The sequence below is a fragment of the Mycobacterium sp. genome (assembly GCF_965230835.1).
Lineage (GTDB): Bacteria > Actinomycetota > Actinomycetes > Mycobacteriales > Mycobacteriaceae > Mycobacterium.
In genome coordinates, this window is the sequence record NZ_CBDDLW010000002.1 from 2,164,160 (window position 1) to 2,190,242 (window position 26,083).

Here is a 26,083-nt window from a genome sequence, read left to right on the forward strand (position 1 = left end):
CGCCGCTTCTCCTCAGCGCTGCACTCTGCCTAGCCGCCGACGCGAGTCACACAAGACTCCGCGATGACTTCGTCGTCGAAATCCGGGTTCAGCTTGCCGTCCTTGATTAACAAGTCCAGCAGCGCCGTAATGTTCTTGCTGTAAAGCTCGCTGGCGTGCTCGGGCATCGTCGCGGTTAGGTTCAGCGGCGCGGCGATAGTGACGCCGTGCCTGACGACCGTTTGGCCCGGCTCGGTCAATTCGCAATTACCGCCAGTCTCACCAGCCAGATCCACCACCACACTGCCTGGCTTCATGCCCTCGACCGCAGCAGCGGTCACCAGCCGAGGCGCCGGGCGGCCGGGGACAAGGGCGGTAGTAATGACCACGTCGAACCCGGTGATCGCCTCCTCAAGCGCTTTCTGCTGTTGGGCACGTTCCTGTTCGGTGAGCTCGCGGGCGTATCCTCCCTCACCGACCGCCGAGACGCCAACATCGAGCCACTGGGCACCGACCGAACGCACCTGATCGGCTACCTCGGGGCGCACGTCATAGCCGGTAGTGCGGGCACCCAGCCGTTTGGCCGTCGCCAACGCCTGCAGACCGGCGACGCCGACGCCGAGCACCAACACCGTGGCGGGCTTCACCGTGCCCGCCGCGGTCGTCAGCATGGGGAAGAACCGCGTCGCCTCCGACGCCGCGAGCAGCACGGCTTTGTAGCCGGCAACGTTGGCCTGCGACGACAACGCATCCATCACCTGTGCTCGTGAAATTCGCGGTATCGCCTCCAGCGCGAACGCCTGCACGCCCGCATCAGTCAGGGCTCCGATCGTGTTGGTGGCGTTTCGCGGCGCGAGGAAGCCGATCAGGGTCTGCCCGCTTCGCAGTCGGTTGACCTCATCGGTGGTCGGCGGTGCAACCTTAACGACAACGTCTGCGGCCCATGCATCCCCGATGCTGGCACCAGCGTCTCGGTAGAGCTCGTCGGGAAGCAGCGCCCGCCGACCTGCACCGGCGTCAACCACAACCGAGACGCCGCTATTCACTAGGGACGCGACCGCCTTCGGCACCAGAGCAACGCGCCGCTCGTCAGGCCCCGACTCAGCAACCACCCCGACCGTCGTCTGCGGATCTGTCATGGCGCGTGCATCTACTTTCTTTGTCCGTCCCTGATGGATTACCTCGCCAGCTGGTTGCCGACGTGGTGTAAAACCCTACCGGGCTACCAGAGCGGTAGTTCCCAGCCGTGCTCCGATACCGAGCGAGGGCCGAAATATCGCCGATCGGATTCAACGATCGACACATCGTTGATGCTCGCTTCACGACGCGACATCAGCCCCGACGACGTGAACTCCCACAGTTCGTTGCCGTAGCTGCGGTACCACTGACCGGCATGGTCGCGGGATTCGTACTGGAACCGCACCGCAATTCGATTGTCGCAGAACGCCCACAGGCTCTTGCGCAGTGAATAATCCAGCTCGCTCTGCCACTTGCGGGTCAGAAACGCCACGATCTCGTCCCGGCCAACGATGTGCAGCTCGCGGTTCCGCCATTGCGAATCGGGTGTGTAGGCCAGGCTGACCAGTTCGGGGTCGCGGGTATTCCAGGCATCCTCAGCGGCCTGCACCTTCTGGATCGCCGTTTCGGCGGTGAAGGGCGGAAACGGGGGCCGACGCTGCGGGATTTCAGTCACGCTGCCCATCGTGCCCGAACACGAAACTTGAGCACGTGCGGGCCCGAGCGGCATGCCTCTTGTGCAAGCCGGGAATCGCGCGAACGGCGGCTGCTCACGGCCTGCACGTGCGCGCCCGCGTACGTGCCCTATCGTGGCGGAATGGACTTCGCGATGTCGCCTAAGGCCATCGACTACCACAAGCGGTTGTCCGACTTCATGACGGAATACGTCTTTGCAGCTGAGGCTGATTACGACAAATATCGGCGTGACGCTGGCCCACATGACCACACCCTGCCGCCGATCGTCGCGAAACTGAAAGTTAAGGCCAAAGAACAAGGACTGTGGAACCTATTCCTGCCCGCTGAGTCGGGATTGACCAACCTGGAATACGCGCCGCTGGCCGAGTTGACCGGTTGGAGCTTGGAAATCGCTCCGGAGGCGCTGAACTGCGCGGCCCCAGATACCGGCAACATGGAAATCCTGCACATGTTCGGCACCGACCCGCAACGTGCACAGTGGCTGCAGCCGTTGCTGAACGGTGAGATCCGCAGCGCCTTCTCGATGACCGAGCCGGCCGTAGCCAGCAGCGATGCACGCAACATCGAAACCACCATCTCGCGCGCCGGCGACGATTACATCATCAACGGGCGAAAATGGTGGACGTCCGGGGCTGCCGACCCACGCTGCAAGATCCTCATCGTGATGGGCCGCACCAACCCGGAAGCGGCCCCGCACAAGCAGCAGTCGATGATTCTGGTGCCCATAGACACCCCAGGACTAACTATTGTCCGCTCTAATCCAGTGTTCGGCTGGCAAGACCAGCACGGCCATTGCGAAATCGTCTACGACAACGTCACGGTGCCGGCCACCAATTTGCTCGGCGAAGAGGGCACCGGCTTCGCCATCGCCCAAGCGCGGTTGGGGCCCGGCCGAATACACCACTGTATGCGCGCGCTCGGCGGCGCCGAGCGCGCGCTGGCAATGATGGTGAACCGGGCAGCTAAACGAGTCGCCTTCGGTCGCCCGCTGGCCGAGCAAGGCGTCGTACAACAGGCGATCGCCACGTCTCGCAACGAAATCGACCAGGCCAGGCTGCTATGCGAGAAGGCCGCGTGGACGATCGACCAACACGGCAACAAGGAAGCCCGCCACCTGGTGGCAATGATAAAGGCGGTCGCCCCGCGCGTGGCCTGTGACGTCATCGACCGCGCAATCCAGGTGTATGGAGCTGCCGGCGTCAGCGACGACACGCCGCTAGCCCGCCTGTACGGCTGGCACCGCGCCATGCGCATCTTCGACGGCCCCGACGAGGTGCACATGCGATCAATCGCGCGCGCCGAGCTGTCGCGGGAGAAATCCGCGTTCGCGGCGGCGGTGACCTGACATGGCGGTCCAAGAATTAGCGGGCGCGTGGAACTTCCGTGACGTTGCGGACAGCACGGCAGCGCTACAACCGGGGCGCCTGTTTCGTTCCAGCGAGCTCAGCCGCCTCGACGACAATGGCCGTGCAACGCTGAGCCAGCTCGGAATCACCGATGTCGCCGATCTGCGTTCGTCGCGGGAGGTCGCTCGACGCGGCCCGGGACAGCTACCCCAAGGCATAGAAGTCCACCTGCTGCCGTTCCCCGATCTCGCCCAAGAGGACGCTGGAACCGACGACACAGCACCGCACGAAAAGGCTTTTCGGCGCCTTCTGACCGACGGACCAGATGCATCAGACGAGTCTGATGCATCACTCAACGCGGCCGCAGCCCGCTACATGGTCGACGAATACCGACAATTCCCGACGCGCAACGGCGCCCAGCGTGCGGTGCACCGGGTATTCACGCTTCTGGCCAGCGGACGCCAAGTACTCACTCACTGCTTCGCCGGCAAGGACCGCACCGGTTTCATTGTGGCGGCAGTGCTAGAAGCGATCGGCCTGGACCGCGACGTCATTCTCGCCGACTACCTGCGCAGCAATGCCGCGGTACCACAGCTGAGGAACCGAATCTCCGAGATGATCGAACAGCGCTCCGACATCGAACTGACGCCAGAAGTAGTGACGTTTACCAAGGCTAGATTGTCCGACGGAGTCCTTGGCGTCCGCGCGGAGTACCTTGCGGCGGCGTGGCAAACGATCGATGAGGCCTACGGATCGCTAGCGGGCTATCTACGCGAAGCCGGAATCAGTTCGGCCGACGTAGACCATCTGCGCGGGGCGTTACTCGGCTAAACCGGTCACTGCCTTCGGTTGCACAGAACGATCGCGCAGATGGGGAACGGGCCGGCCATCGCGAACTTGTTTGCCGCGGATGACTCCGAACACCACACACCAACTCCGGTCGCTGTTCTCGTTGCTTTCAGCAGACCTCGAAGGCTCTGGGCACCCGAGAAATCAAGGCGCCTCGAGTCCCGCACCCGAGAGCGGCTACGGCTCAAGGACAATTTTGCCAAGAACACCGCCATCTTCCAGGCTCTGTAGCGCCGCCTGGGCTTCCGACAACGGATAGCGCTGCGGCGGCGGCGGCCTCAACCCAAGGAAGACGAGCTGGTTTAGACCCCAGGAGAACAACGCAGCCGAACCGGGAACCTTATTGAGGTATTCACCCCAGGCGACACCGACGACACTGATATTGCGTAGCAACAGGCGGTTGACCTTCAACGTGGGGATGCTGCCGGCGGCGAACCCAATGACCAACAGTTTGCCGTCAATTCCCAGAACGCGAATCGCATCGTCAAAGGTCGGACCACCGACGGGATCGACGACGATGTCCACCCCTTGGCCGTAGGTATGCTCATGCACCCGGTCAGCCCAGTCGTCGGTCAGCGGCAACACGATGTCAGCGCCGAGGGCGGCGACATAGTCGACGGCAACTTCACGGTGCACAACGGCCATCACCTGGCGTGCGCCCATCGCTTTGGCGATCTGGACCGCCGCGGTACCCACCCCACCAGCAGCACCCAGAACCAGCACTCTGTCGCCCGGTCGCATACCGGCACGCCGAGCCAGGGCGAAGTACATCGTGTTGTAGTTCACCAACAGCGACACTGCCTCGGCGTCATCGAGTTCGGCTGGACTGCGAACCACGTTAGTCTGCGGAACCGCAACCCGTTCGGCGAAACAACCGAGCACCCCGAACGCCGAAACGCGTTCACCTACTTGAAAATCCGAATCCGGAGGCGCTGAATACACGATGCCCGCGGTTTCCATGCCAGGCACAAAGGGCGGCGGCAACTTCAGTTGATACTCGCCCTTGGTCAACAATAAGTCTGGAAAGCACACTCCGGCGGCGCGAACGTCGATGACGATGTTGCCACCATCGCCGGAAGCATCGTCGACATCGGTGTATACGATGCCCGCCGGGCCAGAAAGCTCTTGTACAACAGAGGCTTTCATCAATTCCTACAGCTTGAATCCAGCTTTTTCCGCATTGGACAAATCAGTAATCTCGGTCCACTGCGCCGCGACATCCTGAACTGACGGCGGCTCGTCGAAGTTGACGCCGGCATTCTGGAACAGCGCCACTCGTTGCACCTTGCCGCCACCGACGACGAACACCGATGCGTTGTCTGCACATTCCTCGGTGCATAGGTACGACACTACCGGCGCCACGAACTCTGGTGTGAGCTTCTCTAAGACCTCGGGGGGCATAATGTCCAAGGTCATCCTGGTGGCCGCGATCGGAGCGACCGCATTGGCGTGGATGTTGTACTTGGCCCCCTCAAGCGCCAACGTGTTGATCAGGCCGACCAGGCCGAGCTTCGCCGCCCCATAGTTTGTCTGGCCGAAGTTTCCGAAGAGCCCGCTGGTAGACGTAGCAACGACGACCCGGCCAAAACTCTGCTCCCGAAAATGCGGCCAGGCCGCGCGCAACACGTTGTATCCACCGTAAAGGTGCACTTTGAGCACGGCGTCGAAGTTCTCCGACGTCATCTTGTGGAAGGTGCCGTCGCGCAGGATCCCCGCGTTGCTCACTACACCGTGCACAGCGCCGAACTCGTCGAGCGCGGATTTGATGATGCCCGCCGCACCGTCCTCGGTAGCGACGCTGTCATAGTTGGCGACCGCGCGGCCGCCCGCGTCGCGAATCTCGGCGACAACCTCGTCGGCCATTGCCGATCCGGCACCGGTGCCGTCACGAGCTCCACCAAGGTCGTTGACGACGACACTGGCACCCTCCCGGGCCAGGGTGAGGGCGTATTGACGCCCGAGCCCGCCACCGGCTCCGGTGACAACGACGACGCGATCTTGCACTCCGGGCATCAGTTTCCTCTCTACAATGTGCAGTCCAGGCCATTACAGTCGGCGCCGAACGCCGGCGCCCGCCAGGCCAGGTTTAGAACAACTTACGAGTCAGCTTGGCGGCCCGCTCCGAGTACGGCGGATAGATGAAACTCGACAAATCGGGCCGAGTCGGTTTGGTCAATACCGACTTGCGGTGACTGAACTCCTCGAAACCCCAACGACCATGGTATGCGCCCATACCCGATGCACCGACCCCACCAAACGGCAGCTTGGCAGTGGACACCTGAAAAGCGAGATGGTTAACCATCATTCCGCCAGCTGTTACTTCCCTGATCACTCGTTCGCGGACAGCACGCGTCTTTGTGAAGAGGTATGCGGACAACGGCTTTGGACGCGAGTTAACGAAACATATTGCCTCGTCAAGGGATTGGACCGATAGCACCGGAAGGATCGGCCCGAAGATCTCGTTTCTCATCAGCGGCCCCTCCGGATCAGGGTCGACCACCACGGTCGGCTGGATGCGCAGGTTCGACGCATCGCAACTGCCGCCTACGACCACGTCGCCTTTCTCGGCGGCTTTCGCCTCGGAAATGTAGCCGCACAACCGATCGAATTGCCGCTGATTGACAATGCGCATTCCGTGCGGTTCCTTGGACCGGAACTTCGTGATGGCCGCGCTAATCTTGCCCACGAGCTCGTCGCGAATCGTCGCGTCAGCCAACACATAGTCAGGCGCAACACAGGTCTGCCCGGCGTTGAGCAGTTTGATCCAGGCGATCCGTTTGGCCGCGACATCAATGTCAGCGTCAGCGGCCACAATCACCGGGCTCTTGCCGCCGAGTTCCAGCGTGACCGGTGTCAGGTGCGGCGCTGCGCCCTCGTAAACCTTGCGGCCGATCTCGGTGCCTCCGGTAAACAGCACACGGTCCAAACCCTGCGCAATAAGTTCCTGGCTAACCGCCCCACCGCCCTCGACCACGGCGATCGCGTCATTGTCTAGATAGCGAGGCACCAACTCGGCCATCAGCCGCGAAGACACTGGTGAAATTTCTGAAGGCTTGAGCACGACCACATTGCCCGCGGCAATCGCGCCGACCGCCGGACCCAGCGTCAGATAAAACGGATAGTTCCAGGCCCCGATGATCAGCACAGTGCCGTAAGGCTCGCGTTCCACCCAGCCACGACCAGGCAACTGCGGCATCTCAAGAAGGAGGTGCTTGCGGCGAGTCCACCTGCGCACCCGCTTGGCTGCATACTTCGCCTCGGCCGCGGTAGTCGCTATGTCGGCGATATACGCCTCCAGCGGATTGCGGTCCAGGTCCTCGGCAAGCGCGGCCGCAATCGCGGCCTCGTTATCGTCCATCAACCTGCGCAAAGCGAGCAGCTGCTGCTTGCGCCAAACGATGCTGCGGGTGCGCCCAGTGGCGAAGGTCTGGCGGAGCCGGGCCACAGTCGCCGCGGCGTCCGTCGATTGGGCCGCACCAGACTCAGAACCGGTCTTGATGGGAGCCTGGGTCTGCGACTGCTGGGGCACGGGCGCAACCGATTCGGTGGTCATCAGTGTCCTCCCTTCCCGAAGGTGCACACGCCTGTCGCGACGACGCTGACAGGTGACAACCCGAATCCTAGTCACCTGGCTGGTACAGCAATAGCGAAAACTCGCACCATCAGATCGACCACGCCACACCGGTTGCAATCCAAGCACCAGAGCGCGACCATTCAGCGCAGATCAGCGGCACCAGGGCGTGGGCGCCGGCGCACCTCCTCAGCGCTTGACTGCTGTCACAAATCGCGGGAAGGCGTCCTTGTTATCCGCCATCGGCACGCCGTCAACCCAGCGACCCACCCGGCGCATCTCGTCCTCCGCGCCTACAACCGTGGCAAGCCATCCATGCTCGTTGAGCCAAGTGGCGACATCGGCGCGGTCCTCCTGCTGGTAGCTAAGGTCCTGCACGTCGACTGTCGGCTCGAAACCCAGCAGTTCTGCCACTCTCTTGAACCGCTCTCGCATTTCCTCTCGACGCTCATCGGCATGGTCAGTAACGATCTCAGCCGCGACCCGGCTTCCCGCCGCACTCAACTCACCGACGTTGTCGAACAGCCGGTCTTGGGCCGCCGCGGGCAGATACATCAATAGCCCTTCGGCCAGCCAAGCGGTCGGTGCCAGCGGATTGAAACCGGCAGCACACAGCGCGGACGGCCAGTCCTGGCGTAGATCGCTGGGCACCGCACACCGCGTGGCTACCGGCGACACACCACTGTCAGCCAGCGTCGTCGACTTGTACTCAAGCACCTTCGGTTGGTCGATCTCATACACAACGGTGCCAGCTGGCCAATCCAGTCGGTAGGCGCGAGAGTCCAGGCCTGATGCCAAAATCACGGCCTGCCTGATTCCTCCGGCGACGGCCTCGGCGAAATACGAATCGAAGAAATTCGTGCGCACCGCTTGGTAGTTGCGCATGAACTGAACTGTTGCCGCTGCCTCGACGTCAATAGCCCGCACCTTGGCCACTATCGACTCGTCGAGCATGGCTTCCCAGATAGCACCGGCGCCAGACTTAGTAACCAGGAGCCTGGCATACGGATCACGAATCAGCGGGTCAGGTCGCTCGGTTTCGACGGCCCGGGCACTGGCCACCATGACCGCTGTGGTGCCCACACTGGTCTTGATATCCCAAGTGTCGTCGTGGGAACGCAATGTACTCATCGGTTGGTCCTAATCGTTGCGACTACCCTGTCGTGGTCAGTGCGGCGACCGCACCAAACGCGCTCGCAGCAGCGTGCTGGTGACAGTCGCGTCGGGCAAGTCTTCCGGTATTGGGCGGCCCAGCCGAGCCATCTCCTCATGGTTGCCAATGCTAGACACTTGCCAGCCATGGGCTGATAGCCATTCTTCAGCATCTGAGCGGTCCGACTCGTGATAAGTCAGCAATTCCACATTGATATCAAGCCCCAGCCGGTCACGCAATCGATGCCAGCGCTGGGCGTTACCGTCCGGTTTCATGCTGAAAGCCTCGACCGCGAACTGACTTTCCGGGGCGCTGAGCTCGGTGATCATCTCGAAAAGCCGATCGGCCGCGTCACCGGGCAAGTAAGGCAGCAATCCCTCAGCCAGCCATGCGGTCGGCCGGGCACGGTCGAAGCCGGTAGCTATCAATGCGGCCTGCCAGTCGTCGCGCAGATCCACCGGAACCGTGCACCGGCGCGCGGCCGGAACGGCACCATTGGACTCCAGAATGGAGGCTTTGTACTCGAGAACCTTCGGCTGATCGATCTCGTAGACCACCGCGTCCGACGGCCAGCTCAGCCGGTAGGCCCGGGAGTCCAGCCCAGCCGCAAGGATCACCGCCTGCCGAATTCCAGACCCAACTGCGGCGCTGAAGTACTCGTCAAAGAAGTGCGTGCGCACCGCTTGGTAGTCGCAGCCCACTCGATGCTCTCGTTGGCCATGTTGGTCACCGTCGAGCCAGGCGAAACTGGCGTCAGCTAGCCGCTCCCAGGCCGGACCGGCCGAGGCCACAAACTGCGCGGCGAATTCGTCACGGATTAGCGGATCGGCCCCGGCCGTCTCCACGGCACGACAGGCGGCTACCGCCAACGCGGTGGCGCCGACGCTCTCGGTGATAGCCCAGGAATCGCCAGCTGTCCGCATCGATGGTTCGTCCAGATCGGTCATAGAGCCCGATGCTACCTAATAAGATAGGCAATCTATATGGTTTGTGCGCCACGTCACCCGCTCGGATCAACACAACCGGAATCGGTCCGGGGCTAGACAGACCCGGGCCCGTCCGTCAAAGCGTGCTCGCCAACAGCTGCCGCACAGCCTCAGTGACAGCCTCGATCTGTTGGTAGCTACCGATAAAGCCGGCGTAGAACCCCAGGCCGCACAGCACCACCAACAAGGTTTCAACCAGCGAACTCGCATCGACACTAGAAGTAAGTTCGCCGCATTCCATCGCTTCATTGACAGCCCAGGTCAAAAATTCTCGGCTAGCACCTACCGCACCATTGCCGGTGTGGTTCAACTCCGGATGGCGCTGCGACTCCAGCACCGCGGTGGCCAGAAACGCAGCCGTCGACGGATTGTTGGTATCGGCCTCCACGGCGACGGCGATGAACGCCGTGATGCGCCCAATCAGGGTCGTCTCGCCGCGAGCCCGCTCGATACCAGAAGAAACGACGAGCTCGTTGGTCCGCTCCACCACCTCGCGGTAAAGCGCCTGCTTACTGGAAAAGTAGTGATTGATCGCCGGCCGGGTCAGATCGGCGCGGACGGCAACCGCCTGGAATGTCGTGCCGTCGTAACCATGCTGGCTAAACACTTTACGAGCGGCGCGGACAATACGCTTCCGCGTCTCGTCTGCTTTTGCCGCAGGAGGGCGCCCCGGTCCCCGGCTCACAGGATGCGTCACCACTAAAGTGTGCCACCCGCATACCAGATCATCCCGTTGAGCGAGACGTCCCGAGCCTTGAGCTGCCTGAACAGCAGTCCTGGAGTGTGCCATGAACCCGAACACACGCCAGAGCCAACGCCATTCACGTCCGCAAGATCGTTCGCGTCCGCAAGGCCGGTAGGAGACTGCGCCCCGCTGGCGAACCCTGCATAAGATGACATGGATGACGGGGGCACGTGCTGGCTTAAGACGAGAGTCGCGGGCCAGGCCCACGCCGTGACTAGCCCAACGCCGGATGACGCCCAGCGGGCGGTAGCTTCACCAGCCGCCGCCGGCGGGCGTTTCGGCGCGTCGATCAGACAAGCCGGCTACCTACGAAAATGGTTGTTGCTTGGCATCACGATCGGTGCCATCGCAGGTCTCGGAGCAGTATTTTTCTACCTGACGCTGAAATACACCAGCGAACTTCTGCTCGGCAACCTGGCGGGCTATCACATCCCCACGCCCGTCGGCGAGGGCGGCAGCGACGGCTCCGCAGGGTTTGTACGGCCGTGGGCTATCCCGTTGGTTACCACGGGCGGCGCGCTGCTGTCGGCGCTGATCGTAGCCAAGCTGGCCCCGGAAGCCACCGGCCACGGCACCGACGAAGCAATCGAGGCGGTACACACCAACCCACGTGCTATCCGCGGCCGGGTAGTTCTCGTGAAAATGGTGGCCAGTGCGCTGACGATAGGCTCGGGCGGCTCCGGCGGCCGAGAAGGCCCGACCGCCCAAATCTCAGCCGGCTTCTGTTCCTTGCTCACTCGCCGGTTGGGCCTGTCCGACGAGGACGGCCGGATCGCGGTGGCGCTCGGCATTGGAGCGGGCATCGGCGCTATTTTCGCCGCGCCCCTAGGAGGCGCGGTGCTGGCGGCGTCGATCACCTATCGGGACGATTTCGACTACCAGAGCCTTTTGCCCGGGTTCATCACCTCTGGGACGGCATACGCCGTGCTGGGCTCATTCTTGGGCTTCGAACCGCTATTCGGCTATATCGATGCCGAGTATCGGTTTGAGGATGCGTGGCCACTGCTGTGGTTTGTGGTGATCGGTGTGGCCGCGGCGGCAATTGGGTATCTCTACGCCCGAATCTTCCACGCCTCGGCTGCGCTCACTCGGCGGCTTCCCGGCGGACCTGTGCTCAAGCCAGCGATAGGCGGACTGCTGGTTGGTTTGCTAGGCCTGGCAATTCCGCAGATCCTGAGCAGCGGCTATGGGTGGGCGCAGCTGGCCGCCAACCAGGAAGCGCTGTTGGGCATCCCATTGTGGATCGTCATCGTCCTACCAATCGCCAAGATCATCGCCACGTCGCTGTCGATTGGCACCGGCGGATCGGGCGGGTTGTTCGGCCCTGGAATCGTCATCGGCGCCTTCGTCGGGGCTGCGATCTGGCGGCTGGGTGAGCTATCCGGACTATCCGGGGTCCCTGATGCGCCGGGAATCTTCGTCGTGGTCGCGATGATGACCTGTTTCGGCAGTGTCTCGCGGGCACCGCTGGCTGTCATGATCATGGTTGCGGAGATGACGGGCTCGTTCTCGGTGGTACCCGGAGCAATCCTCGCAGTCGGGATCGCCTCGCTACTGATGTCTCTCACCAACGTCACCATCTATGAAGCACAGCGGCTGAATCGGGCGACCGCCGAGGCTGAACGCGCGCAGCTGTTTGCCAAACGGGGCGACTAACACGGTCCACGAGGGCTGATGCCGTGACATCGCAGCATCGAAGAGCGGACTAGAGCCAACGAATTTCCTGCACCGGCAACCGTGGTCCACGTCGAGGTTCGCGCGCCAGACCGCTAGTTTCGAGCAATCGGACCACCCGATGCCGATGCGGTCTCATCGGTTCCAACAGTTCCAGCATGACCGCGTCATCGACCGGACGGCCCAGCAACGTCCAGCCGATCATTTTCGGGATGTGATAGTCGCCCACCGACACCGCGTCGGCATCGCCGAACGCTCGTTGCGCCGTCTCCGCGGCAGTCCACGCCCCGACACCCGGCAACGACATCAGTGCTTGCTGCGCCTCAGCCGCCGGCAGCGACACCAGCCGTTCTAGAGCCAGCGCCCGCTGCGCGCAAACCACGACTGTCCGGGCCCGCCGTGGGTCGACATTGGCCCGGTGGAACTCCCAAGCCGAAACGGCACGCCACACCTGCGGCGACGGCGGCACCCGCATCCACGCGGGCGCAGGTCCCGGCGCCGGCGTCCCGTACCTTGACACCAGCAGCCGCCAAGACCGGAAGGCATCGGCGCCAGGTACGCGTTGCTCGATGACGGCTGGAAGCAGGGCCTCTAGCACCTGACCGGTGCGGCCGAGGCGCAACTGCGGACACCGTCGGTACGCGGCGGCCACCGTCGGCTCCCGCGGCACGAAATCCGAGACATCGTCGTCGGCACCAAGCATCGCAGGCAACATGTCGATGAACTGTTCTGCTCCGCTGCCCCATGCCGTGCATCGGGCCGCGTCTCGTGCCGCAGGGCTGATCAGCGCCGCAACAGGTCCGGCGGGCAGCAGGCTAGTCCGCCAAACAGTGCCGTTCCCGGGGGAATGAAAACATGGATCCCTAAGACCCCGGCGAAGAGGCGCCAGAGTATTGGCGAAGCCACCAGCCCCTGGAAACATCACAGTGCGTTCAATCTTCACCGCACAATCCTCCAACCAAATCCTCAAATCAAATGCCGATGGATCGATAACTCAGCATTTGACCGCAAACTGTCTGACAGGATGGCGAGTGTGACGACGCCTTTCGACGACCCGCAGGCTGAACTGGCATGGATGTTCCTCCAGAGCCTGTGCGAAGGCGGGGACCTCGACGAGGGATTCGCACTCCTCAGTGATGACTTCACCTACTGGAGCATCGTCACACGCACTCCAGTCGACAAGCAGGCGCTGCGTCGAGCCACCGAGCGGCGCAAAGAAGTGTTCGAGATCAACGTCGATCTGCACCGTTGCCTCAACGAAGGCGAAACGGTGGTGGTCGAAGGACAGGCCTACGGCACCACCACCAATGGCACCCAATACGACAGCCCGTTCGTCTGTATCTTTGACACCCACGACGGCACGATCATGTCGTTGCGCGAATACAGCGACACAAAATCGTTGTCGCAGGTGTTTCGCTAAATTCGCCCGAGCGCTGCAACCGCAGAGCTAGCTCGATACCACGCTGATTTCGGCCTTGCCGGGGTAGAAAGCGACATGTCCGGCAATAGCCGCGACGGCGGGATAGGGCTGCTCGTACGTCCAGACCACATCATCGACGGTCTCCCCGGCGGCGGTAGTCACGCTGTAGTAGCCGGCCTCGCCCTTGAAGGGGCAGTAGGTGGTGGTGTCGGTGCGGTTCAAGACGCGCTGAACAACGTCGCTCAGCGGAATATAATGCACCGCTGGATAGGTCGACTCGTTCAACTGCAGCGCCGCACGCGTATCCGCGACGATCTCACCGTTGACGCGGACCTGGACCCGCGCCTTCGACGGCTCAATCGTGATTGGGTGTTGGGCGTTGGGTTCTAGGACAATCCGGTCGCTCATCGTTGACTTCTCCTCACGGCAGGTGTCAAGTGCAACACCAATCGGCAATCAACATTCCCGGCAACGGCCCGAAGTTGAGATCGACAGCAGCCCCGCCGTACCGCGCTCGGGTCTATTCCGAGTGGCCCGCTCCGGAGACTTCGGTGGTGCTCTTCGCGCTCGTACGCATCGCGGCCCAAAATCGGGCAGCCTCTCGGATCGATTCCTCGACCGGACGGGGCTGCCAGCCCAACTCACGAATCGCTTTGCTGTGGTCAACAGCCGCTTCGGCCCGCATCATCTGCACCGACGCGAGGCTCAGCTCGCCGTCCTTGCCGGTCAGCCGCGCCTTGAGACTTCCCAACACACCCAGTCCGTAGAGGACTGGTACCGAAATCGACCGACGCGGCGGCGGCACACCGGCTTCCTCCGCTGCGATCTGCACGACCTCTTTCAACGGCATGAACCGCTCGGAGACTAGATACCGCTCCCCGATGCGCCCGCGCTCCGCGGCCAGGATCAGCGCACTGGCAGCATCTTCCACGCCCACGGCCTCCAGGTGGATGCCGTCCATCATGAACGGCAATTTGCCGAAGACCGTGCCGGCGATAAATGCGCCGTGCGGGGTACGGCCCCAGTCGCGGCCGCCGTAGGTCGTGGACACGCACATCGCGACAGCGGGCAGGCCGGTTTTAGAGACGTACTCCATTACCAAATCCTCGGCCGCAACTCTGGACTGAACGTATGGCGTCAGCCGCCGAGAACCGATTCGGTGTTCTTCTGTCGCGACCTGCCCACGCCGCCGGTCCACCGTCACGTAGGTACTGGTGAAGACAAACCTGCGCAGGCCAGCTAGCGCTGGGCCCGACGTGGCGACATCTAGGACGTTGCGCAAGCCCTCGACGTTAGTGCGAAATAGCGGCGCCGGGTCGCGCAACCAAGCGCGAGTGTCGACAACGCAGTAGTAAACGTCGTCGCAACCGTCCATCGCCTCGCGCACGGCAGCGGTGTCGAACACGTCGCCGTGGAATCGGGTGAGCTGCAAGTCATCGATTCCCTGGGTGTTGGCGGTCGGACGCACCATGGCGCGGACGTGTGCACCGTCTGCAACCAGCTGGCGGGTCACATGGGAACCGAGAAAGCCGTTAGCACCGATGACCAACTTCGGTTTCGCACTCACCGCTTCTGATCCCCCCTACTGTGCTGTTGCATCCAGCGCGCAGCATCGTCGTCAATTGTGCCCAGGGCTTGCGCCTTACGACACCACTTCATCGCAGCCCCGAAGAAACGCAGCGGGTTATAGATGTCTTCTTGGCGACACCAATGGCCATCGCCGGCGTAGGTGATGATAGAGATATTCGTCGCACTGATTACGGTGCCATCACCGGGGTCGATCATCGGATTGTCCAGCTCGCAAATGATACGGCCGGTCGACTCGTCAATAACCGACCACAACGACGGAAACGCCACCATGTGACTGCCGGGGAAAGTCGTCATCGTTTGTTGGATCCAGGCACGCACCTGAGCGCGACCGTGCATTGTTCCGGCCGCGTGCTCGATGTATTCCACGTTCGGCGTGTAATGCTCAACCCAGGCCTCCCAGTCACTGGTCTCGGCGGCTCGGGCGACTGTCTCCTCGAACTTCTCGAACGCCGCCGAAAGCTCACTTCGGGAGAACGCGGGGACGGCGGTCACGCGTAGGCCAGCAATCTGCTGGCCAGGCGAACGCCTTGGCCGGCATCGGGTCTCATCACGCCATTACACCTCCTCGCCGGAGTGTAGCCTGGGGACGTCACCGGTTCCCGAGCAGCGCCGAGCACCGCAATTGGTAGCGGCCGGTTAAGGAGGACAAAATGACCACTCAAAAAGCGATCCTCGCCGGTGGCTGCTTCTGGGGCGTGCAGGACTTGATCCGTAAGCAACCCGGTGTGCTATCTAGCCGAGTCGGCTACAGCGGTGGCGATGTCAAACACGCAACCTATCGCAATCACGGCACACACGCCGAGGCTGTTGAGATCGTCTATGACCCCGCGGTCACCGACTATCGGGCGCTACTGGAGTTCTTCTTCCAGATCCACGATCCGACGACAAAGAATCAGCAAGGCAACGACCGGGGAACCAGCTACCGGTCCGCGATTTTCTACCTCGACGAAGAGCAGAAACGGGTCGCGCTAGACACCATCGCCGATATCGAGGCCTCCGGTCTGTGGCCAGGCAAGGTGGTCACCGAGTTGAGCCCCGCGGGGGAATTCTGGGAGGCCGAGCCAGAACATCAGGATTACCTGCAGCGCTACCCCAATGGGTACACATGCCATTTCATCCGCCCGGGCTGGAAACTGCCGCGACGCGCGACTGCCGTTCCGCCCTTGACCTAAACGCCCAAATTTCTCGGTTTGCCCGTTGCCCGGGAACGCTTCTAACGCCTGTAGCCCGTGAGGTGCGGGTTCAGCGCCGGCGCACGATAATCTGGCCCCCATCCTTCGGAGTGACCGCGACACCACGATTGTGATAGCGCTCCCCCGGAGCCGCGGTCGTTTCGATCGTGAAGTGACGCAACACTGTTCGCAGGACCACGTCCATCTCCATGTTGGCGAATGCGGCCCCAACGCAACGGCGCGTCCCACCACCGAACGGAATCCATGCCAATGCGGACGGCTTAGCTCCGATGTACCGCCGTGGATCGAATCGGTCTGGGTCTTCGAACACGTCGGCATTCCGGTGTATCTGGAAGATGTTGACCAGAATCGAGTACCCATGCGGAATGATCCACTCGCCCAGCTGATAGGCCGGTGAGTTGACGTTGCGAGCCGCGAAGTCGATGACGGTTCTGGTCCGCTGAACTTCCAGGATCGCGGCTTGACGCAGTTCATCACCGTCGTTGTCGGCTTCCTCGACCAAACTGGCCAGCAGATCGGGCTGACGGGCCAGCCTCTCGAACGCCCAGCCCAACGTCGCTGCGGTGGTTTCATGTCCGGCTGCAAGCAAAGTGAGCAGCTCGTCGCCAATGTCCTTGCGCGACATCACCGAACCATCGTCGTATGTGCTGCGCAGCATCAGCGCGAGCACGTCGGTCCGCTCAGCGAACTTCGGGTCCGCCCGCTCTAGCTCGATCAGCCTGTCGATGACGATGTCATACTGGCGACGCCACTCGGCCAGTCGTCCCCAGGGACTGTAGCGACCATAGGTCCGTTTGACCGAGGGCACAGTTGCCATACGCGAGCCCAAAGTGACCCAGCGCGGAAGAAGCAGCCGCAGTTCGTCGAGTTCCACACCGTCGGCACCGAAGACTGCCCGCAAGATGGCATTGAGCGTGATTCGCATCATCGACGGCAATGTGGCAAACAGCTGCCCTTCCGGCCAACTGGCCATCTCGCACCGGGTTTCCTCCTCAATTATTGCCTCGTAATTCTTCATGCTCTTGCCATGGAACGGTGGTGCCAGCAGCCGCCGCCGACGGCGGTGATCGCCGCCATCGAGCCCGAACACCGAACCGGATCCGAACAGGCGGCTCAGGTTGGGTTGGATATTGCCCAGTTCGTCTGGGCTTGTGGTGAAGATTTGCCGCGCTAGCTGCGGGCTGCCAACCACCACGACGCGGCCGTAGATCGGGATGTTGATCGTGAAGACTTCGCCGTAGCGGCGCGCAAGCAACTGCAACATCCGCTGCCGTGACATCGCGAAACCGATACCGCCTACCAGCTTCGGAAGCCTAGCTACCGGGGGCAGCCTGACGGCGAGCGGCGCCGGCGAAATGGCAACTACATCATTCATGACGATGACGCTCCCAACGGTGGCGTCTTAGGACTGGTGTAAAAACGCTGGGCGCATGTTCCTGGTGGTCATGTTACGCGGCGGTGGTGTCGGTCGTGGTTGTTGTGGTGGGGGGATGCAGTGGGCGGGGTGGCTCGAGCAGTTGGTGGCGTAGTTCTTGGAGGTGGCGGCTGGTCGCTGATGTTTGGGTGACTCCGCGCCAGCCGCGGCTGGCGCGGTCGAGGACGGCCCATACCAGCGACAGACAGCTGGTTTCGCCGGGTAGGCGGCCGATGACCTTGACCCGGCGACGGGATTCTCCGAAGGTGCGTTCGATGAGGTTGGAATGGCGGATGCGTGTCCAGTGTTGGCGGGGGAAGCGCAAATGCACGCTCAGCGAGGCGAAGTCGTTGGCCAGGCAAGCGACCGCGGCTGGGTAGAGCCCGCGGTATGTGGTGGTGAACTCCTCGGCGCGGCGGGTGGCTTCATCCACGGCCTGCTGGCCGGGTGGCTGGTCAATGTCATCGAAGATCGACCAGAACGCGGCTTTGATCTCGTCCTGGACCGCGACAGGTGTCTTGGCGATGACGTTACGGCAGCGATGGATCAGACACCGCTGACGCAGGCTTGCCGGAAACGTGGTCTCCCATGCGGCGATCAGGCCCGGCGCCCCGTCGGAGATGCCCAGTAGCGGCGGGCGTAGTCCCCGGTTCCTCAGGTCAGCCAAGAAGTCGGCCCACGCATCAGCCGACTCCGCTGCGGCTGGGGCCAGCCCAATAAACAGGGGCTTGCCGTCGGTGCAGATGCCCCAGGCGGCCAGCACCGGCTCGGCCGGGGCGTTGGGATGCATCCGAAAGTTCGAGGCATCCAAGAACAGGTAGTCCAACACCAGCTCATCAAGGCGTCGAGACGACCACGCAGCGAACTCGTCTTTGATGGCCGCACAAATCCGGCTCACCGTCGAGCGCGACAACGCCGCCTACGAGCCCAGCACCTCGGCCAACGCGGCCTCGATGTCGCGATCCGACAAACCGCGCACCCATCCCGAAATCACCAACGCCTCCAGAGCGTGGGTGCGCGTCACCCCGGCACCGAATAGCCGCGAACAGAACCGCTCGTCGGTGTCGCGTAGTTTCGGGCGGCATAATTCGACCGAGCCCATCGTGGTCTTCACCGTCGCCGGCGGTTGATACCCATTGCGGTACCCGCCCGGGCCGTCCTGAACCCGACGCTGGTGACGGGCTCGGCCCAACACTGCTTCTACCTCGGCCTCCACGGCGACCTGAAACACCAGACGCACCGATAACCGCCCGACCTCCTCCAAAATCTCGGTCAACGGCCGCTCGGTCGCGGCGAACAACTGATCCATCTCAACACGCACACGCTCAATCGGCGATACTCGCTTGGTCACGGGCGTAGCCCCTCCTTCATAGCTTTCGTCGGTTGCGACGGAACCTACGCCCGTGACCATTTACACCAGCGATGAGACGCGACCCTCCCAACGTCTACCCCAGAACGGGGTGGTACCGCGGTGTACCAATGAACTATTAAGGTACGGTACTCTGTGGTACCAAGCCTGACAAGGTTTCATAACCACTCAAGGGGCCGCCGTCGATGACTTCAGTGACAGCAACACCCGCCACCCCCGATATCGACGACGCCGACCCTTTCCGGTTGCGGTTACTCGACGACCTATCCGATTCGATTGATGAGCGTGGCTACCGGGCCACTACTGTCGCCGACATCGTCCGCCACGCCCGCACTTCAAAGCGCACGTTCTACGACCAGTTCGCAAGCAAAGAGGAGTGCTTCATGGAGCTGCTCGTGGCCGACAACGAGAGGCTCGGCGAGACCATCCAAGCTGCGGTCGACCCCGAAGCCGACTGGCACGACCAGATTCGTCAAGCAGTGCAGTCATACGTGCGTCACATCGACTCTAGGCCCGCCCTCACGTTGAGCTGGATTCGTGAGCTCCCGTCCCTCGGCGCTATCGCCCGCCCCGTCCAACGCCGCGGGATGGAGCCGATGGCCAGCTTGCTCATCCAGCTCAGCACCAGCCCCGGGTTCCGAAGGGCCGGGCTGCCGCCGATGAGCGAGCCACTAGCCGTGATCTTGCTGGGAGGGCTGCGTGAACTAACCGCCCTGGCTGTCGAAGATGGAAGACCCGTGCGGGAAATCGTGGAACCAGCAGTGGATGCGTGCATCGCGCTGCTCGGCCCTCGACACTAGGCTCGGTTGCCGAACCGATTGCGACCGGCTACCACACGGAGGACCCAGGATGCGGCTATCTACACGGAACCAGCTCAAGGGAACCATCATCGAACTTGACCTCGGCACCGTGATGGCGATTGTGCGCGTTCGCCTCGACGGCGGCGATCAGGTGATCACATCCTCGGTTACCAAGGACGCCGCGGTTGACCTCGGCCTTGCGGTCGGTCAGCCCGCGACGGTGTTCATCAAGTCCACCGAAGTGACGATCGGCGTCGAGTGAGGCTCCGATGACCTCGACCATGCGGGCCGAGCGCTTCTATGCGGACTCGAAAAGGGTTGCGCTAGAAGATGTCCCGATCCCCGCGCCAGGACCGGGCGAGGTTCTGGTCAAGGTCGCCTTTTGCGGGATCTGTCACTCCGATCTGAGCCTGATCAACGGAACGTTCCCAGCTCAGACAGCAGTAGTGACCCAAGGACACGAAGCATCCGGCACCGTCGCGGCGCTGGGTCCCGAAGTGGCCAACTGGGCCGAGGGTGATCGGGTGGTGATCGCCGCCGGTCGACCCTGCCTGACCTGCCCAAATTGCCGGCGCGGCAACACGACGAACTGCCTACGAACACAGTTGATGGCCTTCGCCTACGACGGCGCGTGGGCCGAATACGCCATCGCCCAGGCCGCAGGACTGACCCGGGTGCCTGACAACGTCCCCCTAGAGCAGGCGGCGATCCTCGCTGATGCGGTGTCGACCCCGTTCGGCGCAGTAGTCCGAACCGGCAAGGTCGCAGTCGGAGAATCGGTCGGGGTATGGGGCGTTGGCGGTGTGGGCACCCACATCACCCAGCTTGCACGACTAGTTGGCGCGGTTCCGGTGATCGCCATCGACATCAACCCGGCAGTTCGCGATCGCGCGCTGGAGCTGGGCGCTGACTATGCGTTCGACTCCCGCGACGACAACTTGCGGGACAATATCGCTGAAATAACCGGCGGCCGGATGCTGGATGTGGCCTTCGACGCTGTCGGTCTGAAAACAACGTTCGAGCAGGCCCTCGACTCCCTTACCCCTGGCGGCCGACTCGTCGCCGTCGGGATGAGCGCGGAGTCGCCCACCGTCGGACCCACCGCCATGTTCGGGTTGACCCACAAGCAGGTGCTCGGCCACCTCGGCTACCAGAATGTCGACATTGAGACCTTGGCGAACCTTGTTTCGCGCGGTCGCCTCGATTTGTCACGGTCGATCAGCGAGATTGTCTCGCTCGAAGATCTGGCGCTGGGTATCGAGAAGCTGGAGCGCCAGGACGGTAACCCCATCCGCATCCTCGTCAAACCGTGACCGAACACCGACTTGCCCCGCGACACTTAAACCGATTCGACGACACGCTGATAAACGTCGCAACAGATTAACTGCGGGCGCCAAGAAAGGCCTGCACCCGGTCAAGCACCAGACCCGGTCGCTGCTCAACAATCCAGTGCCCCACGCCATGGACTAGCTCGATCTGAAAGTCGGTCACCCGGTCGGCATAGCCACCGAGCAAGTCGGGTGTGATCACCGGGTCATCCGTACCGTGCAGCCAGCGGACCGGGACGTCAACGCGAGCGCCCTCGAACTCCCCGCGCATCCAGCTCGCCGCTTCCTGGAGTTGGAAAGATCGGTACCAGCGCGAACCCGCCTCCGCGTGCCCAGGCTCACGCATCCGCTCGACGTACATGCGAAGGTCCTCTTCGGGCACCGTGAAGCCGGCGCCAACCCACGAGGCCAGCAGCCGAAAAAAGCGGGCCTTAGGATCTCCGATGAGCCAGGGACCCACAACCGGGAGCGCAATCGGGATTTGGTACCAGAACCGCCAGAAGTTGCGCACCATCTTGACCTCACGCGTCATCCAGGGCGCCACCGTATTTACTCCGAAGAAGCCGGTCACCTTCTCGGGATTACGCAGCATCATGATGAATGCCACCGGCCCACCCCAATCGTGGGCGACAAGCGCGGTCTTGGCCACACCCAATCGGCCTAGAACGGCGGCCAAATCATCGGCCATCTCTGTCTTGGTGTAGCGCGAGCGAGGCGCCGAACTCCAGCCGGCACCGCGCAGGTCAGGACATAGCACCCGGTAACCGTCTGCGGCCAGCGGGCCGATCAGCTCGTGCCACTCCCACCAGTTCTCCGGAAAGCCATGCACCAGCATTACTGCGGGCCCATCGACCGGACCGGCATCCGCCACGTGGATAGCGATACCATCGCCCACATCAACAAACCTGTGTTCGACGCCTGCTAGCTCGGGCATGGTGGCCATGTGCTCAGAAGATAGTCGATTCATGGGTGATCCTGGTCGACCTGGCCAGCCTCACGGACCAGCTCGATAGCCCGGCCCAGAGTGTCCAGTTTGGCCCCTAACGTGTCCCCCGCGGGATACAGCCGCACAGTGTTCACGCCGGCGTCTCGCCATACGGCAAGGCGCGCACGCACCATCGCCTCCGTCCCAATGAGGGTGGTGGCCAAAACCATCTCGTCGGTGATGAGTCCGGCCGCGCCCTCGCGGTCACCTTGCTGCCATCTCTGCCGAACCGCGGCAGCGACGTCGGCCCAACCTTGCCGGCCATATGCTTGGTTGTAGTAGTTCGTACTGGCCGAGCCCATTCCGCCAAGGCTGAATGCGAGTTCCATTTTGCGCGCCCCAACCATGCTGCTTAGCTCCTCTTCACCGGTTGCGAACGCGACTTCGGCGCCCTGGCAAATGTCGATATCGCCGCGGGTGCGATCGGCTGCGGCCAGGCCGTCGTCGAGGTGTGCGAAGTATGCGTCGGCGGCACCCTCGGGAACAAAGCTGGTGCCCAGCCACCCGTCTGCGATCTGTCCGGTCAACCGCAGCATCGCCGGTGAGAGCGCGGCAAGGTAGATCGGGATGTCGTGGAAAGGCTCGGTCGACAGCCGCATCGCCACCGCCTCCCCGCCAGGGCGAGGTATCTGGAACTCATTGCCCGAATAAGCGACTTTGCCGCCTGCGAATACCCGTCGCACGATATCGACGGTCTCTCGGACGCGGGCCAGCGGCCGGCGGAACGCAACACCGTGCAGACCCTCGATCACCTGTGGACCCGATGCCCCCAGGCCAAGCAGAAAACGGCCGGACGCGAGGTTGGACAAGGTGATCGCGGTTTGTGCGACAACCACCGGTGACCGGGTGCCAACCTGCAACACGCCCGAGCCGAGCTGAATCCGATGCGTTCGAGCCGCGAGGTAACCCAGAGCCGACGGTGCATCCGAACCCCAGGCCTCGGCCACCCAGCAGACATCGAGGCCCAGCTTTTCAGCCTCCACGACGAACTCGACGGTCTCTTGACTCGAGCGACTGCCGGCATCCGAGAGCTCGACAGTGGTTGCAGTACGCATTACCGCACACCGTGCTCGGCGAGCCGCTTTATCGCCGCGAGGGTCTTGTCGATTGCCGTCTCGAACTCCCGCAGTCGCACAAACACGATCTTTTGCTCCTTGTCGGGTATCGCCTCAATGGATGTCGACAATCCCGACCGGCCCGGCCCCATCTGAACGCCATAAGTCAGGGCAGTCCCGCCGTCTCGGGGTCGCAACCGGAACCGCCAGGTCGCCGAGGGAAACTCGGGATCACCTACTGCCCAAGCGAATTCCCGCGGTTCGTCGCAGACGACAATCTGCGACGTGGCACTCCAACGCCCGAAGACGTCGTGAACATTGTTTCCGACGAACCGGGCTCCGGTCCGGGGCCCGTGTGCGCCAGCAACCCACGCCACGGATTGCAACTCGTTGCTGAGGGTTGGCATCAACTCAATATCGGCGACCAGCTCCCAAACCCTCTCCCGAGCCGCATCGATCCACGTCGAGGCTTTCACTGTCGGCTTGTCCGAGTAGCGCGCACCGGTCCATTCCACGAGTCCATTCTCCCCCGCTTAGCCCAATGCGTCTCGCACAGGTTTGGCGCGGCGAGGGCTCAAATCGACAGTTGCGCCGCGGCTCGTCCTCACACCGCAGCCAGCGATGTTTCTCTCAAGCGGGTGGTTATGCCGCGGCTACGCATCGAATCACGGCACACCACAGCACAACTGGTAGTGCATGTCGAATGGCCCGCGACAGGGCCCCGAAGGGCCGTTCGCACGTCATCAGATGACGGCCGACGTTGAGGCAGCCAAGGTCGTTACCGTGGCTGCCGCCACATCGGCCACATCGTCGGGCCGCTGTCCGGAAGGACGATGTCGCGGGTAACTTTGAAGCCGAAACGTTCGTAGTAGGGCACATTTTCAGCTTTGGACGACACAAGATAGGCCGGACAGTATTCGGCGTCGCAGCGGTCCAGGCGTGACCGCAGCAGCGCCTGCCCAAAACCCCGGCCGCGAACCGCCGGGTCACTACCGATTGCGGAAAGATACCAATGCGGCTCTTCTGGGTGCGCCTGCTTCAGCCTCTTTTGCAGCGTCAACGCCGCCCCGGCGCGCAGACCGAACACGCCGAGGAAGGTCGGCATCGTCGCCAGCTCCGCTCGCCACGTTGGCTGCCATCTACTCGGTGGATTCCACAGCGCGGCCGCACCGATACCGGAGCCATCGCTAGCCACTGCCACGCCGCCGTCTGCCAGATGGAAATGATGAGTCAACGTGGTGAACAGCCGGTACAACTGAGCAGACCGCCTGCGGTCGTTAGGAAGCAACCAGGTCATGACGGGATCGTCGTAAAACGCCCTACTCATGATGCGTGACAGCTCAAAGACATCGGTCTTGCCGGCCAGCCGTACCTGCGGGGTCATTCAGGCCAGGCTAGCGGGATCTGCTCGTCGCCATTCGACGAGCTCTTGACTGGCCTACCCCACGGCCCATATCCCCTGGCCATCAACATGCACCGGCAGTCCTCGCTCTGCTCGCTTCTCACCCACCATGCCAGCTCAACGCATCTAAGATGGTAGAGCTCGATCAACGATGCCGGTGCCACGGTACTGGGGAACGGTTGGCAGCAATGTGGGAATTCGAAACAGATCCGGACTACCAGTCCAAACTGGACTGGGTCGAAAGATTCATGGTCGACGAACTGGAACCGTTGGACCTGCTCGCTCTTGATCCCTACGACAAGAAGAACGCCGAGATGATGGCGATCATGCGGCCGCTGCAGCAGCAGGTCAAAGAGCACGGGCTGTGGGCCGCGCATCTGCGACCCGACCTGGGGGGGGGCAGGGCTTCGGCCAAGTCAAGTTGGCCCTGCTCAATGAGATCCTGGGGCGCTCGCGGTGGGCACCATCAGTGTTCGGCTGCCAGGCTCCGGATTCAGGGAACGCTGAGATCCTTGCACTGTTTGGCACCGGGGAACAAAAAGGGCGTTACCTGCAGCCGCTGCTGGACGGCGAGATCACATCCTGCTACTCGATGACTGAACCTCAGGGTGGTTCTGACCCGGGCCAGTTCGTCACCTCCGCCAGCCGCGACGACTCGGGAACTGGGGACTGGATCATCAATGGGGAGAAGTGGTTCTCCTCCAACGCCAAACACGCATCGTTCTTCATCGTTATGGCTGTCACCAATCCCGAGGCCCACACCCATGAAAAGATGTCGCTGTTTATCGTGCCGGCGGAGACACCGGGCATCGAGATCGTGCGCAATGTCGGCGTGGGAACCGAGTCAGGCAAGCACGCCAGCCACGGCTACGTCCGCTATGACAATGTTCGGGTGCCCGCTGATCACGTCCTGGGCGGGGAAGGCCAAGCGTTCATGATCGCACAGACTCGGCTCGGCGGTGGTCGCATCCATCATGCGATGCGCACAATTGCGCTGGCTCGCAAAGCCTTTGACATGATGTGCGAGCGCGCAGTATCGCGACGGACCAGGCACGGGCAACTCGCCGACTTCCAGATGACCCAGGAGAAGATTGCCGACAGCTGGATCCAGATCGAGCAGTTCCGGCTACTGGTGCTGCGTACCGCTTGGCTAATCGACAAGCACGACGACTATCAGAAGGTGCGCCGAGACATCGCCGCGGTAAAGGTTGCCATGCCCCAAGTACTGCACGACGTCGTGCAACGCGCCATGCACCTGCATGGGGCGTTGGGGGTTTCTGATGAAATGCCGTTCGTCAAGATGATGGTAGCCGCCGAGTCGCTGGGAATCGCCGATGGCGCGACCGAGCTGCACAAGATGACGGTTGCTCGTCGGACACTACGTCAATACCAGCCAGTGACAACGCCTTTCCCCTCACAGCACATTCCGACCCGGCGCGCGGAAGCCCAAGCTCGGCTGGCCGAAAAGCTCGAGCACGCGATCGGTGAATTCTGACCAGCGAGGGGCCTCT

The 26,083-nt window shown here is 62.6% G+C and carries 25 protein-coding genes and 2 pseudogenes; 9 read left to right on the forward strand and 18 right to left on the reverse strand.

All coding sequences use genetic code 11. The annotated features are described in order from the left end of the window. Nucleotides 1–29 precede the first annotated feature (29 nt). Complete coding sequence (locus tag ACO07W_RS10355; protein WP_421842916.1) at nt 30–1,118, reverse strand: Re/Si-specific NAD(P)(+) transhydrogenase subunit alpha; 1,089 nt, start codon at nt 1,116–1,118, stop codon at nt 30–32. Between the two features lie 83 nt (nt 1,119–1,201). Continuing rightward, on the reverse strand, nt 1,202–1,663 hold the full coding sequence (locus tag ACO07W_RS10360; RefSeq protein WP_421845922.1) for a nuclear transport factor 2 family protein: 462 nt from the start codon (nt 1,661–1,663) through the stop codon (nt 1,202–1,204). 162 nt (nt 1,664–1,825) lie between these two features. Between ACO07W_RS10360 and ACO07W_RS10365 the strand changes: the two genes are divergently transcribed. Together ACO07W_RS10365 and ACO07W_RS10370 are read left to right on the forward strand one after the other, a co-directional pair. Further along, on the forward strand, nt 1,826–3,037 hold the full coding sequence (locus ACO07W_RS10365; RefSeq protein ID WP_421845923.1) for an acyl-CoA dehydrogenase family protein: 1,212 nt from the start codon (nt 1,826–1,828) through the stop codon (nt 3,035–3,037). A 1-nt stretch (nt 3,038) separates the two neighbouring features. Further along, a complete protein-coding gene (locus ACO07W_RS10370; protein ID WP_421842918.1) occupies nt 3,039–3,869 on the forward strand; it encodes a tyrosine-protein phosphatase in 831 nt (276 codons plus the stop codon). 195 nt (nt 3,870–4,064) lie between these two features. Here the strand turns inward: ACO07W_RS10370 and ACO07W_RS10375 are convergent, their stop codons facing one another. The 6 genes from ACO07W_RS10375 to ACO07W_RS10400 all read right to left on the reverse strand — a co-directional run bounded on the left by ACO07W_RS10375 (nt 4,065) and on the right by ACO07W_RS10400 (nt 10,294). Beyond that, the gene (locus ACO07W_RS10375) at nt 4,065–5,033 is read right to left on the reverse strand and encodes an NADPH:quinone oxidoreductase family protein (protein WP_421842920.1); all 969 of its coding nucleotides are present in this window, start codon (nt 5,031–5,033) and stop codon (nt 4,065–4,067) included. A gap of 6 nt (nt 5,034–5,039) precedes the next feature. Then, complete coding sequence (locus ACO07W_RS10380) at nt 5,040–5,900, reverse strand: SDR family NAD(P)-dependent oxidoreductase (RefSeq protein ID WP_421842922.1); 861 nt, start codon at nt 5,898–5,900, stop codon at nt 5,040–5,042. Nucleotides 5,901–5,973: 73 nt separating this feature from the next. Beyond that, nucleotides 5,974–7,443, reverse strand: a complete 1,470-nt coding sequence (locus ACO07W_RS10385; RefSeq protein WP_421845924.1) for an aldehyde dehydrogenase family protein — start codon at nt 7,441–7,443, stop codon at nt 5,974–5,976. Nucleotides 7,444–7,647: 204 nt separating this feature from the next. After that, on the reverse strand, nt 7,648–8,589 hold the full coding sequence (locus tag ACO07W_RS10390; RefSeq protein ID WP_421842924.1) for a class I SAM-dependent methyltransferase: 942 nt from the start codon (nt 8,587–8,589) through the stop codon (nt 7,648–7,650). 36 nt (nt 8,590–8,625) lie between these two features. Continuing rightward, a complete protein-coding gene (locus ACO07W_RS10395; RefSeq protein ID WP_421842926.1) occupies nt 8,626–9,558 on the reverse strand; it encodes a class I SAM-dependent methyltransferase in 933 nt (310 codons plus the stop codon). Between the two features lie 115 nt (nt 9,559–9,673). Further along, nucleotides 9,674–10,294 carry a TetR/AcrR family transcriptional regulator gene (locus ACO07W_RS10400; protein WP_421842928.1) on the reverse strand — a complete coding sequence of 207 codons (621 nt, stop codon included), beginning with the start codon at nt 10,292–10,294 and terminating at the stop codon, nt 9,674–9,676. A 258-nt stretch (nt 10,295–10,552) separates the two neighbouring features. Here ACO07W_RS10400 and ACO07W_RS10405 point away from each other — a divergent pair, with 258 nt between their 5' ends. Next, nucleotides 10,553–11,998 (forward strand): chloride channel protein, encoded by a 1,446-nt coding sequence (locus ACO07W_RS10405; protein WP_421842930.1) that lies wholly within the window; start codon nt 10,553–10,555, stop codon nt 11,996–11,998. A 49-nt stretch (nt 11,999–12,047) separates the two neighbouring features. Here the strand turns inward: ACO07W_RS10405 and ACO07W_RS10410 are convergent, their stop codons facing one another. Continuing rightward, nucleotides 12,048–12,938, reverse strand: coding sequence for a DNA-3-methyladenine glycosylase family protein (locus ACO07W_RS10410; RefSeq protein WP_421845925.1), 891 nt, complete (start codon nt 12,936–12,938; stop codon nt 12,048–12,050). Between the two features lie 102 nt (nt 12,939–13,040). Between ACO07W_RS10410 and ACO07W_RS10415 the strand changes: the two genes are divergently transcribed. Next, nucleotides 13,041–13,436, forward strand: a complete 396-nt coding sequence (locus tag ACO07W_RS10415; RefSeq protein WP_421842932.1) for a nuclear transport factor 2 family protein — start codon at nt 13,041–13,043, stop codon at nt 13,434–13,436. A gap of 27 nt (nt 13,437–13,463) precedes the next feature. Here ACO07W_RS10415 and ACO07W_RS10420 read toward each other — a convergent pair whose 3' ends face one another. The 3 genes from ACO07W_RS10420 to ACO07W_RS10430 form a co-directional block, all read right to left on the reverse strand. Continuing rightward, on the reverse strand, nt 13,464–13,844 hold the full coding sequence (locus ACO07W_RS10420; RefSeq protein WP_421842934.1) for a DUF427 domain-containing protein: 381 nt from the start codon (nt 13,842–13,844) through the stop codon (nt 13,464–13,466). Between the two features lie 112 nt (nt 13,845–13,956). Then, nucleotides 13,957–15,003, reverse strand: a complete 1,047-nt coding sequence (locus tag ACO07W_RS10425; RefSeq protein WP_421842935.1) for an NAD-dependent epimerase/dehydratase family protein — start codon at nt 15,001–15,003, stop codon at nt 13,957–13,959. Next, on the reverse strand, nt 15,000–15,518 hold the full coding sequence (locus ACO07W_RS10430; protein ID WP_421842937.1) for a nuclear transport factor 2 family protein: 519 nt from the start codon (nt 15,516–15,518) through the stop codon (nt 15,000–15,002). The genes ACO07W_RS10425 and ACO07W_RS10430 overlap by 4 nt, the downstream gene beginning before the upstream one ends. A gap of 158 nt (nt 15,519–15,676) precedes the next feature. Here ACO07W_RS10430 and msrA point away from each other — a divergent pair, with 158 nt between their 5' ends. Next, nucleotides 15,677–16,198, forward strand: coding sequence for a peptide-methionine (S)-S-oxide reductase MsrA (gene msrA / locus ACO07W_RS10435; protein WP_421842939.1), 522 nt, complete (start codon nt 15,677–15,679; stop codon nt 16,196–16,198). A 70-nt stretch (nt 16,199–16,268) separates the two neighbouring features. Here the strand turns inward: msrA and ACO07W_RS10440 are convergent, their stop codons facing one another. Both ACO07W_RS10440 and ACO07W_RS10445 read right to left on the reverse strand, forming a co-directional pair. Continuing rightward, nucleotides 16,269–17,594: a cytochrome P450 gene (locus tag ACO07W_RS10440; protein WP_421842941.1), complete on the reverse strand. Its 1,326-nt coding sequence runs from the start codon at nt 17,592–17,594 to the stop codon at nt 16,269–16,271. A gap of 73 nt (nt 17,595–17,667) precedes the next feature. Then, nucleotides 17,668–18,942, reverse strand: a pseudogene (locus tag ACO07W_RS10445) (IS256 family transposase). Between the two features lie 245 nt (nt 18,943–19,187). On the opposite strand from ACO07W_RS10445, the gene ACO07W_RS10450 reads away from it, so the two are divergent. The 3 genes from ACO07W_RS10450 to ACO07W_RS10460 are packed head-to-tail and all read left to right on the forward strand — an operon-like array spanning nt 19,188 to nt 21,115. Beyond that, nucleotides 19,188–19,802, forward strand: a complete 615-nt coding sequence (locus tag ACO07W_RS10450) for a TetR/AcrR family transcriptional regulator (protein WP_421842943.1) — start codon at nt 19,188–19,190, stop codon at nt 19,800–19,802. A 49-nt stretch (nt 19,803–19,851) separates the two neighbouring features. Continuing rightward, nucleotides 19,852–20,064: a TOBE domain-containing protein gene (locus tag ACO07W_RS10455; protein ID WP_421842945.1), complete on the forward strand. Its 213-nt coding sequence runs from the start codon at nt 19,852–19,854 to the stop codon at nt 20,062–20,064. 7 nt (nt 20,065–20,071) lie between these two features. Next, nucleotides 20,072–21,115, forward strand: a complete 1,044-nt coding sequence (locus ACO07W_RS10460) for a zinc-binding dehydrogenase (protein ID WP_421842947.1) — start codon at nt 20,072–20,074, stop codon at nt 21,113–21,115. Nucleotides 21,116–21,182: 67 nt separating this feature from the next. Here the strand turns inward: ACO07W_RS10460 and ACO07W_RS10465 are convergent, their stop codons facing one another. From ACO07W_RS10465 to ACO07W_RS10480, 4 genes are all read right to left on the reverse strand, one after another. After that, nucleotides 21,183–22,073 carry an alpha/beta fold hydrolase gene (locus ACO07W_RS10465; protein WP_421845926.1) on the reverse strand — a complete coding sequence of 297 codons (891 nt, stop codon included), beginning with the start codon at nt 22,071–22,073 and terminating at the stop codon, nt 21,183–21,185. Between the two features lie 20 nt (nt 22,074–22,093). Then, a complete protein-coding gene (locus ACO07W_RS10470) occupies nt 22,094–23,170 on the reverse strand; it encodes an LLM class flavin-dependent oxidoreductase (protein WP_421842949.1) in 1,077 nt (358 codons plus the stop codon). Continuing rightward, a complete protein-coding gene (locus ACO07W_RS10475) occupies nt 23,170–23,685 on the reverse strand; it encodes an SRPBCC family protein (RefSeq protein WP_421842951.1) in 516 nt (171 codons plus the stop codon). Before ACO07W_RS10475 ends, ACO07W_RS10470 begins: the two co-directional genes overlap by 1 nt. Nucleotides 23,686–23,948: 263 nt before the next feature. Beyond that, nucleotides 23,949–24,554 (reverse strand): GNAT family N-acetyltransferase, encoded by a 606-nt coding sequence (locus ACO07W_RS10480; RefSeq protein WP_421842953.1) that lies wholly within the window; start codon nt 24,552–24,554, stop codon nt 23,949–23,951. Nucleotides 24,555–24,760: 206 nt separating this feature from the next. On the opposite strand from ACO07W_RS10480, the pseudogene ACO07W_RS10485 reads away from it, so the two are divergent. Then, nucleotides 24,761–26,067, forward strand: a pseudogene (locus ACO07W_RS10485) (acyl-CoA dehydrogenase family protein). Nucleotides 26,068–26,083: the final 16 nt, after the last annotated feature.

Excerpts from the sequence above, each read along its gene's own strand:
- ACO07W_RS10375 (WP_421842920.1), bottom strand. The coding sequence starts at position 5,033 with ATGAAAGCCTCTGTTGTACAAGAGCTTTCTGGCCCGGCGGGCATCGTA.
- ACO07W_RS10470 (WP_421842949.1), bottom strand. The coding sequence starts at position 23,170 with ATGCGTACTGCAACCACTGTCGAGCTCTCGGATGCCGGCAGTCGCTCG.
- ACO07W_RS10460 (WP_421842947.1), top strand. The coding sequence starts at position 20,072 with ATGACCTCGACCATGCGGGCCGAGCGCTTCTATGCGGACTCGAAAAGG.
- ACO07W_RS10365 (WP_421845923.1), top strand. The coding sequence starts at position 1,826 with ATGTCGCCTAAGGCCATCGACTACCACAAGCGGTTGTCCGACTTCATG.
- ACO07W_RS10480 (WP_421842953.1), bottom strand. The coding sequence starts at position 24,554 with ATGACCCCGCAGGTACGGCTGGCCGGCAAGACCGATGTCTTTGAGCTG.
- ACO07W_RS10465 (WP_421845926.1), bottom strand. The coding sequence starts at position 22,073 with ATGGCCACCATGCCCGAGCTAGCAGGCGTCGAACACAGGTTTGTTGAT.
- ACO07W_RS10380 (WP_421842922.1), bottom strand. The coding sequence starts at position 5,900 with ATGCCCGGAGTGCAAGATCGCGTCGTCGTTGTCACCGGAGCCGGTGGC.
- ACO07W_RS10390 (WP_421842924.1), bottom strand. The coding sequence starts at position 8,589 with ATGAGTACATTGCGTTCCCACGACGACACTTGGGATATCAAGACCAGT.
- ACO07W_RS10355 (WP_421842916.1), bottom strand. The coding sequence starts at position 1,118 with ATGACAGATCCGCAGACGACGGTCGGGGTGGTTGCTGAGTCGGGGCCT.
- ACO07W_RS10455 (WP_421842945.1), top strand. The coding sequence starts at position 19,852 with ATGCGGCTATCTACACGGAACCAGCTCAAGGGAACCATCATCGAACTT.
- ACO07W_RS10415 (WP_421842932.1), top strand. The coding sequence starts at position 13,041 with ATGGCGAGTGTGACGACGCCTTTCGACGACCCGCAGGCTGAACTGGCA.
- ACO07W_RS10440 (WP_421842941.1), bottom strand. The coding sequence starts at position 17,594 with ATGAATGATGTAGTTGCCATTTCGCCGGCGCCGCTCGCCGTCAGGCTG.
- ACO07W_RS10370 (WP_421842918.1), top strand. The coding sequence starts at position 3,039 with ATGGCGGTCCAAGAATTAGCGGGCGCGTGGAACTTCCGTGACGTTGCG.
- ACO07W_RS10410 (WP_421845925.1), bottom strand. The coding sequence starts at position 12,938 with ATGTTTCCAGGGGCTGGTGGCTTCGCCAATACTCTGGCGCCTCTTCGC.
- ACO07W_RS10450 (WP_421842943.1), top strand. The coding sequence starts at position 19,188 with ATGACTTCAGTGACAGCAACACCCGCCACCCCCGATATCGACGACGCC.
- msrA (WP_421842939.1), top strand. The coding sequence starts at position 15,677 with ATGACCACTCAAAAAGCGATCCTCGCCGGTGGCTGCTTCTGGGGCGTG.
- ACO07W_RS10420 (WP_421842934.1), bottom strand. The coding sequence starts at position 13,844 with ATGAGCGACCGGATTGTCCTAGAACCCAACGCCCAACACCCAATCACG.
- ACO07W_RS10395 (WP_421842926.1), bottom strand. The coding sequence starts at position 9,558 with ATGACCGATCTGGACGAACCATCGATGCGGACAGCTGGCGATTCCTGG.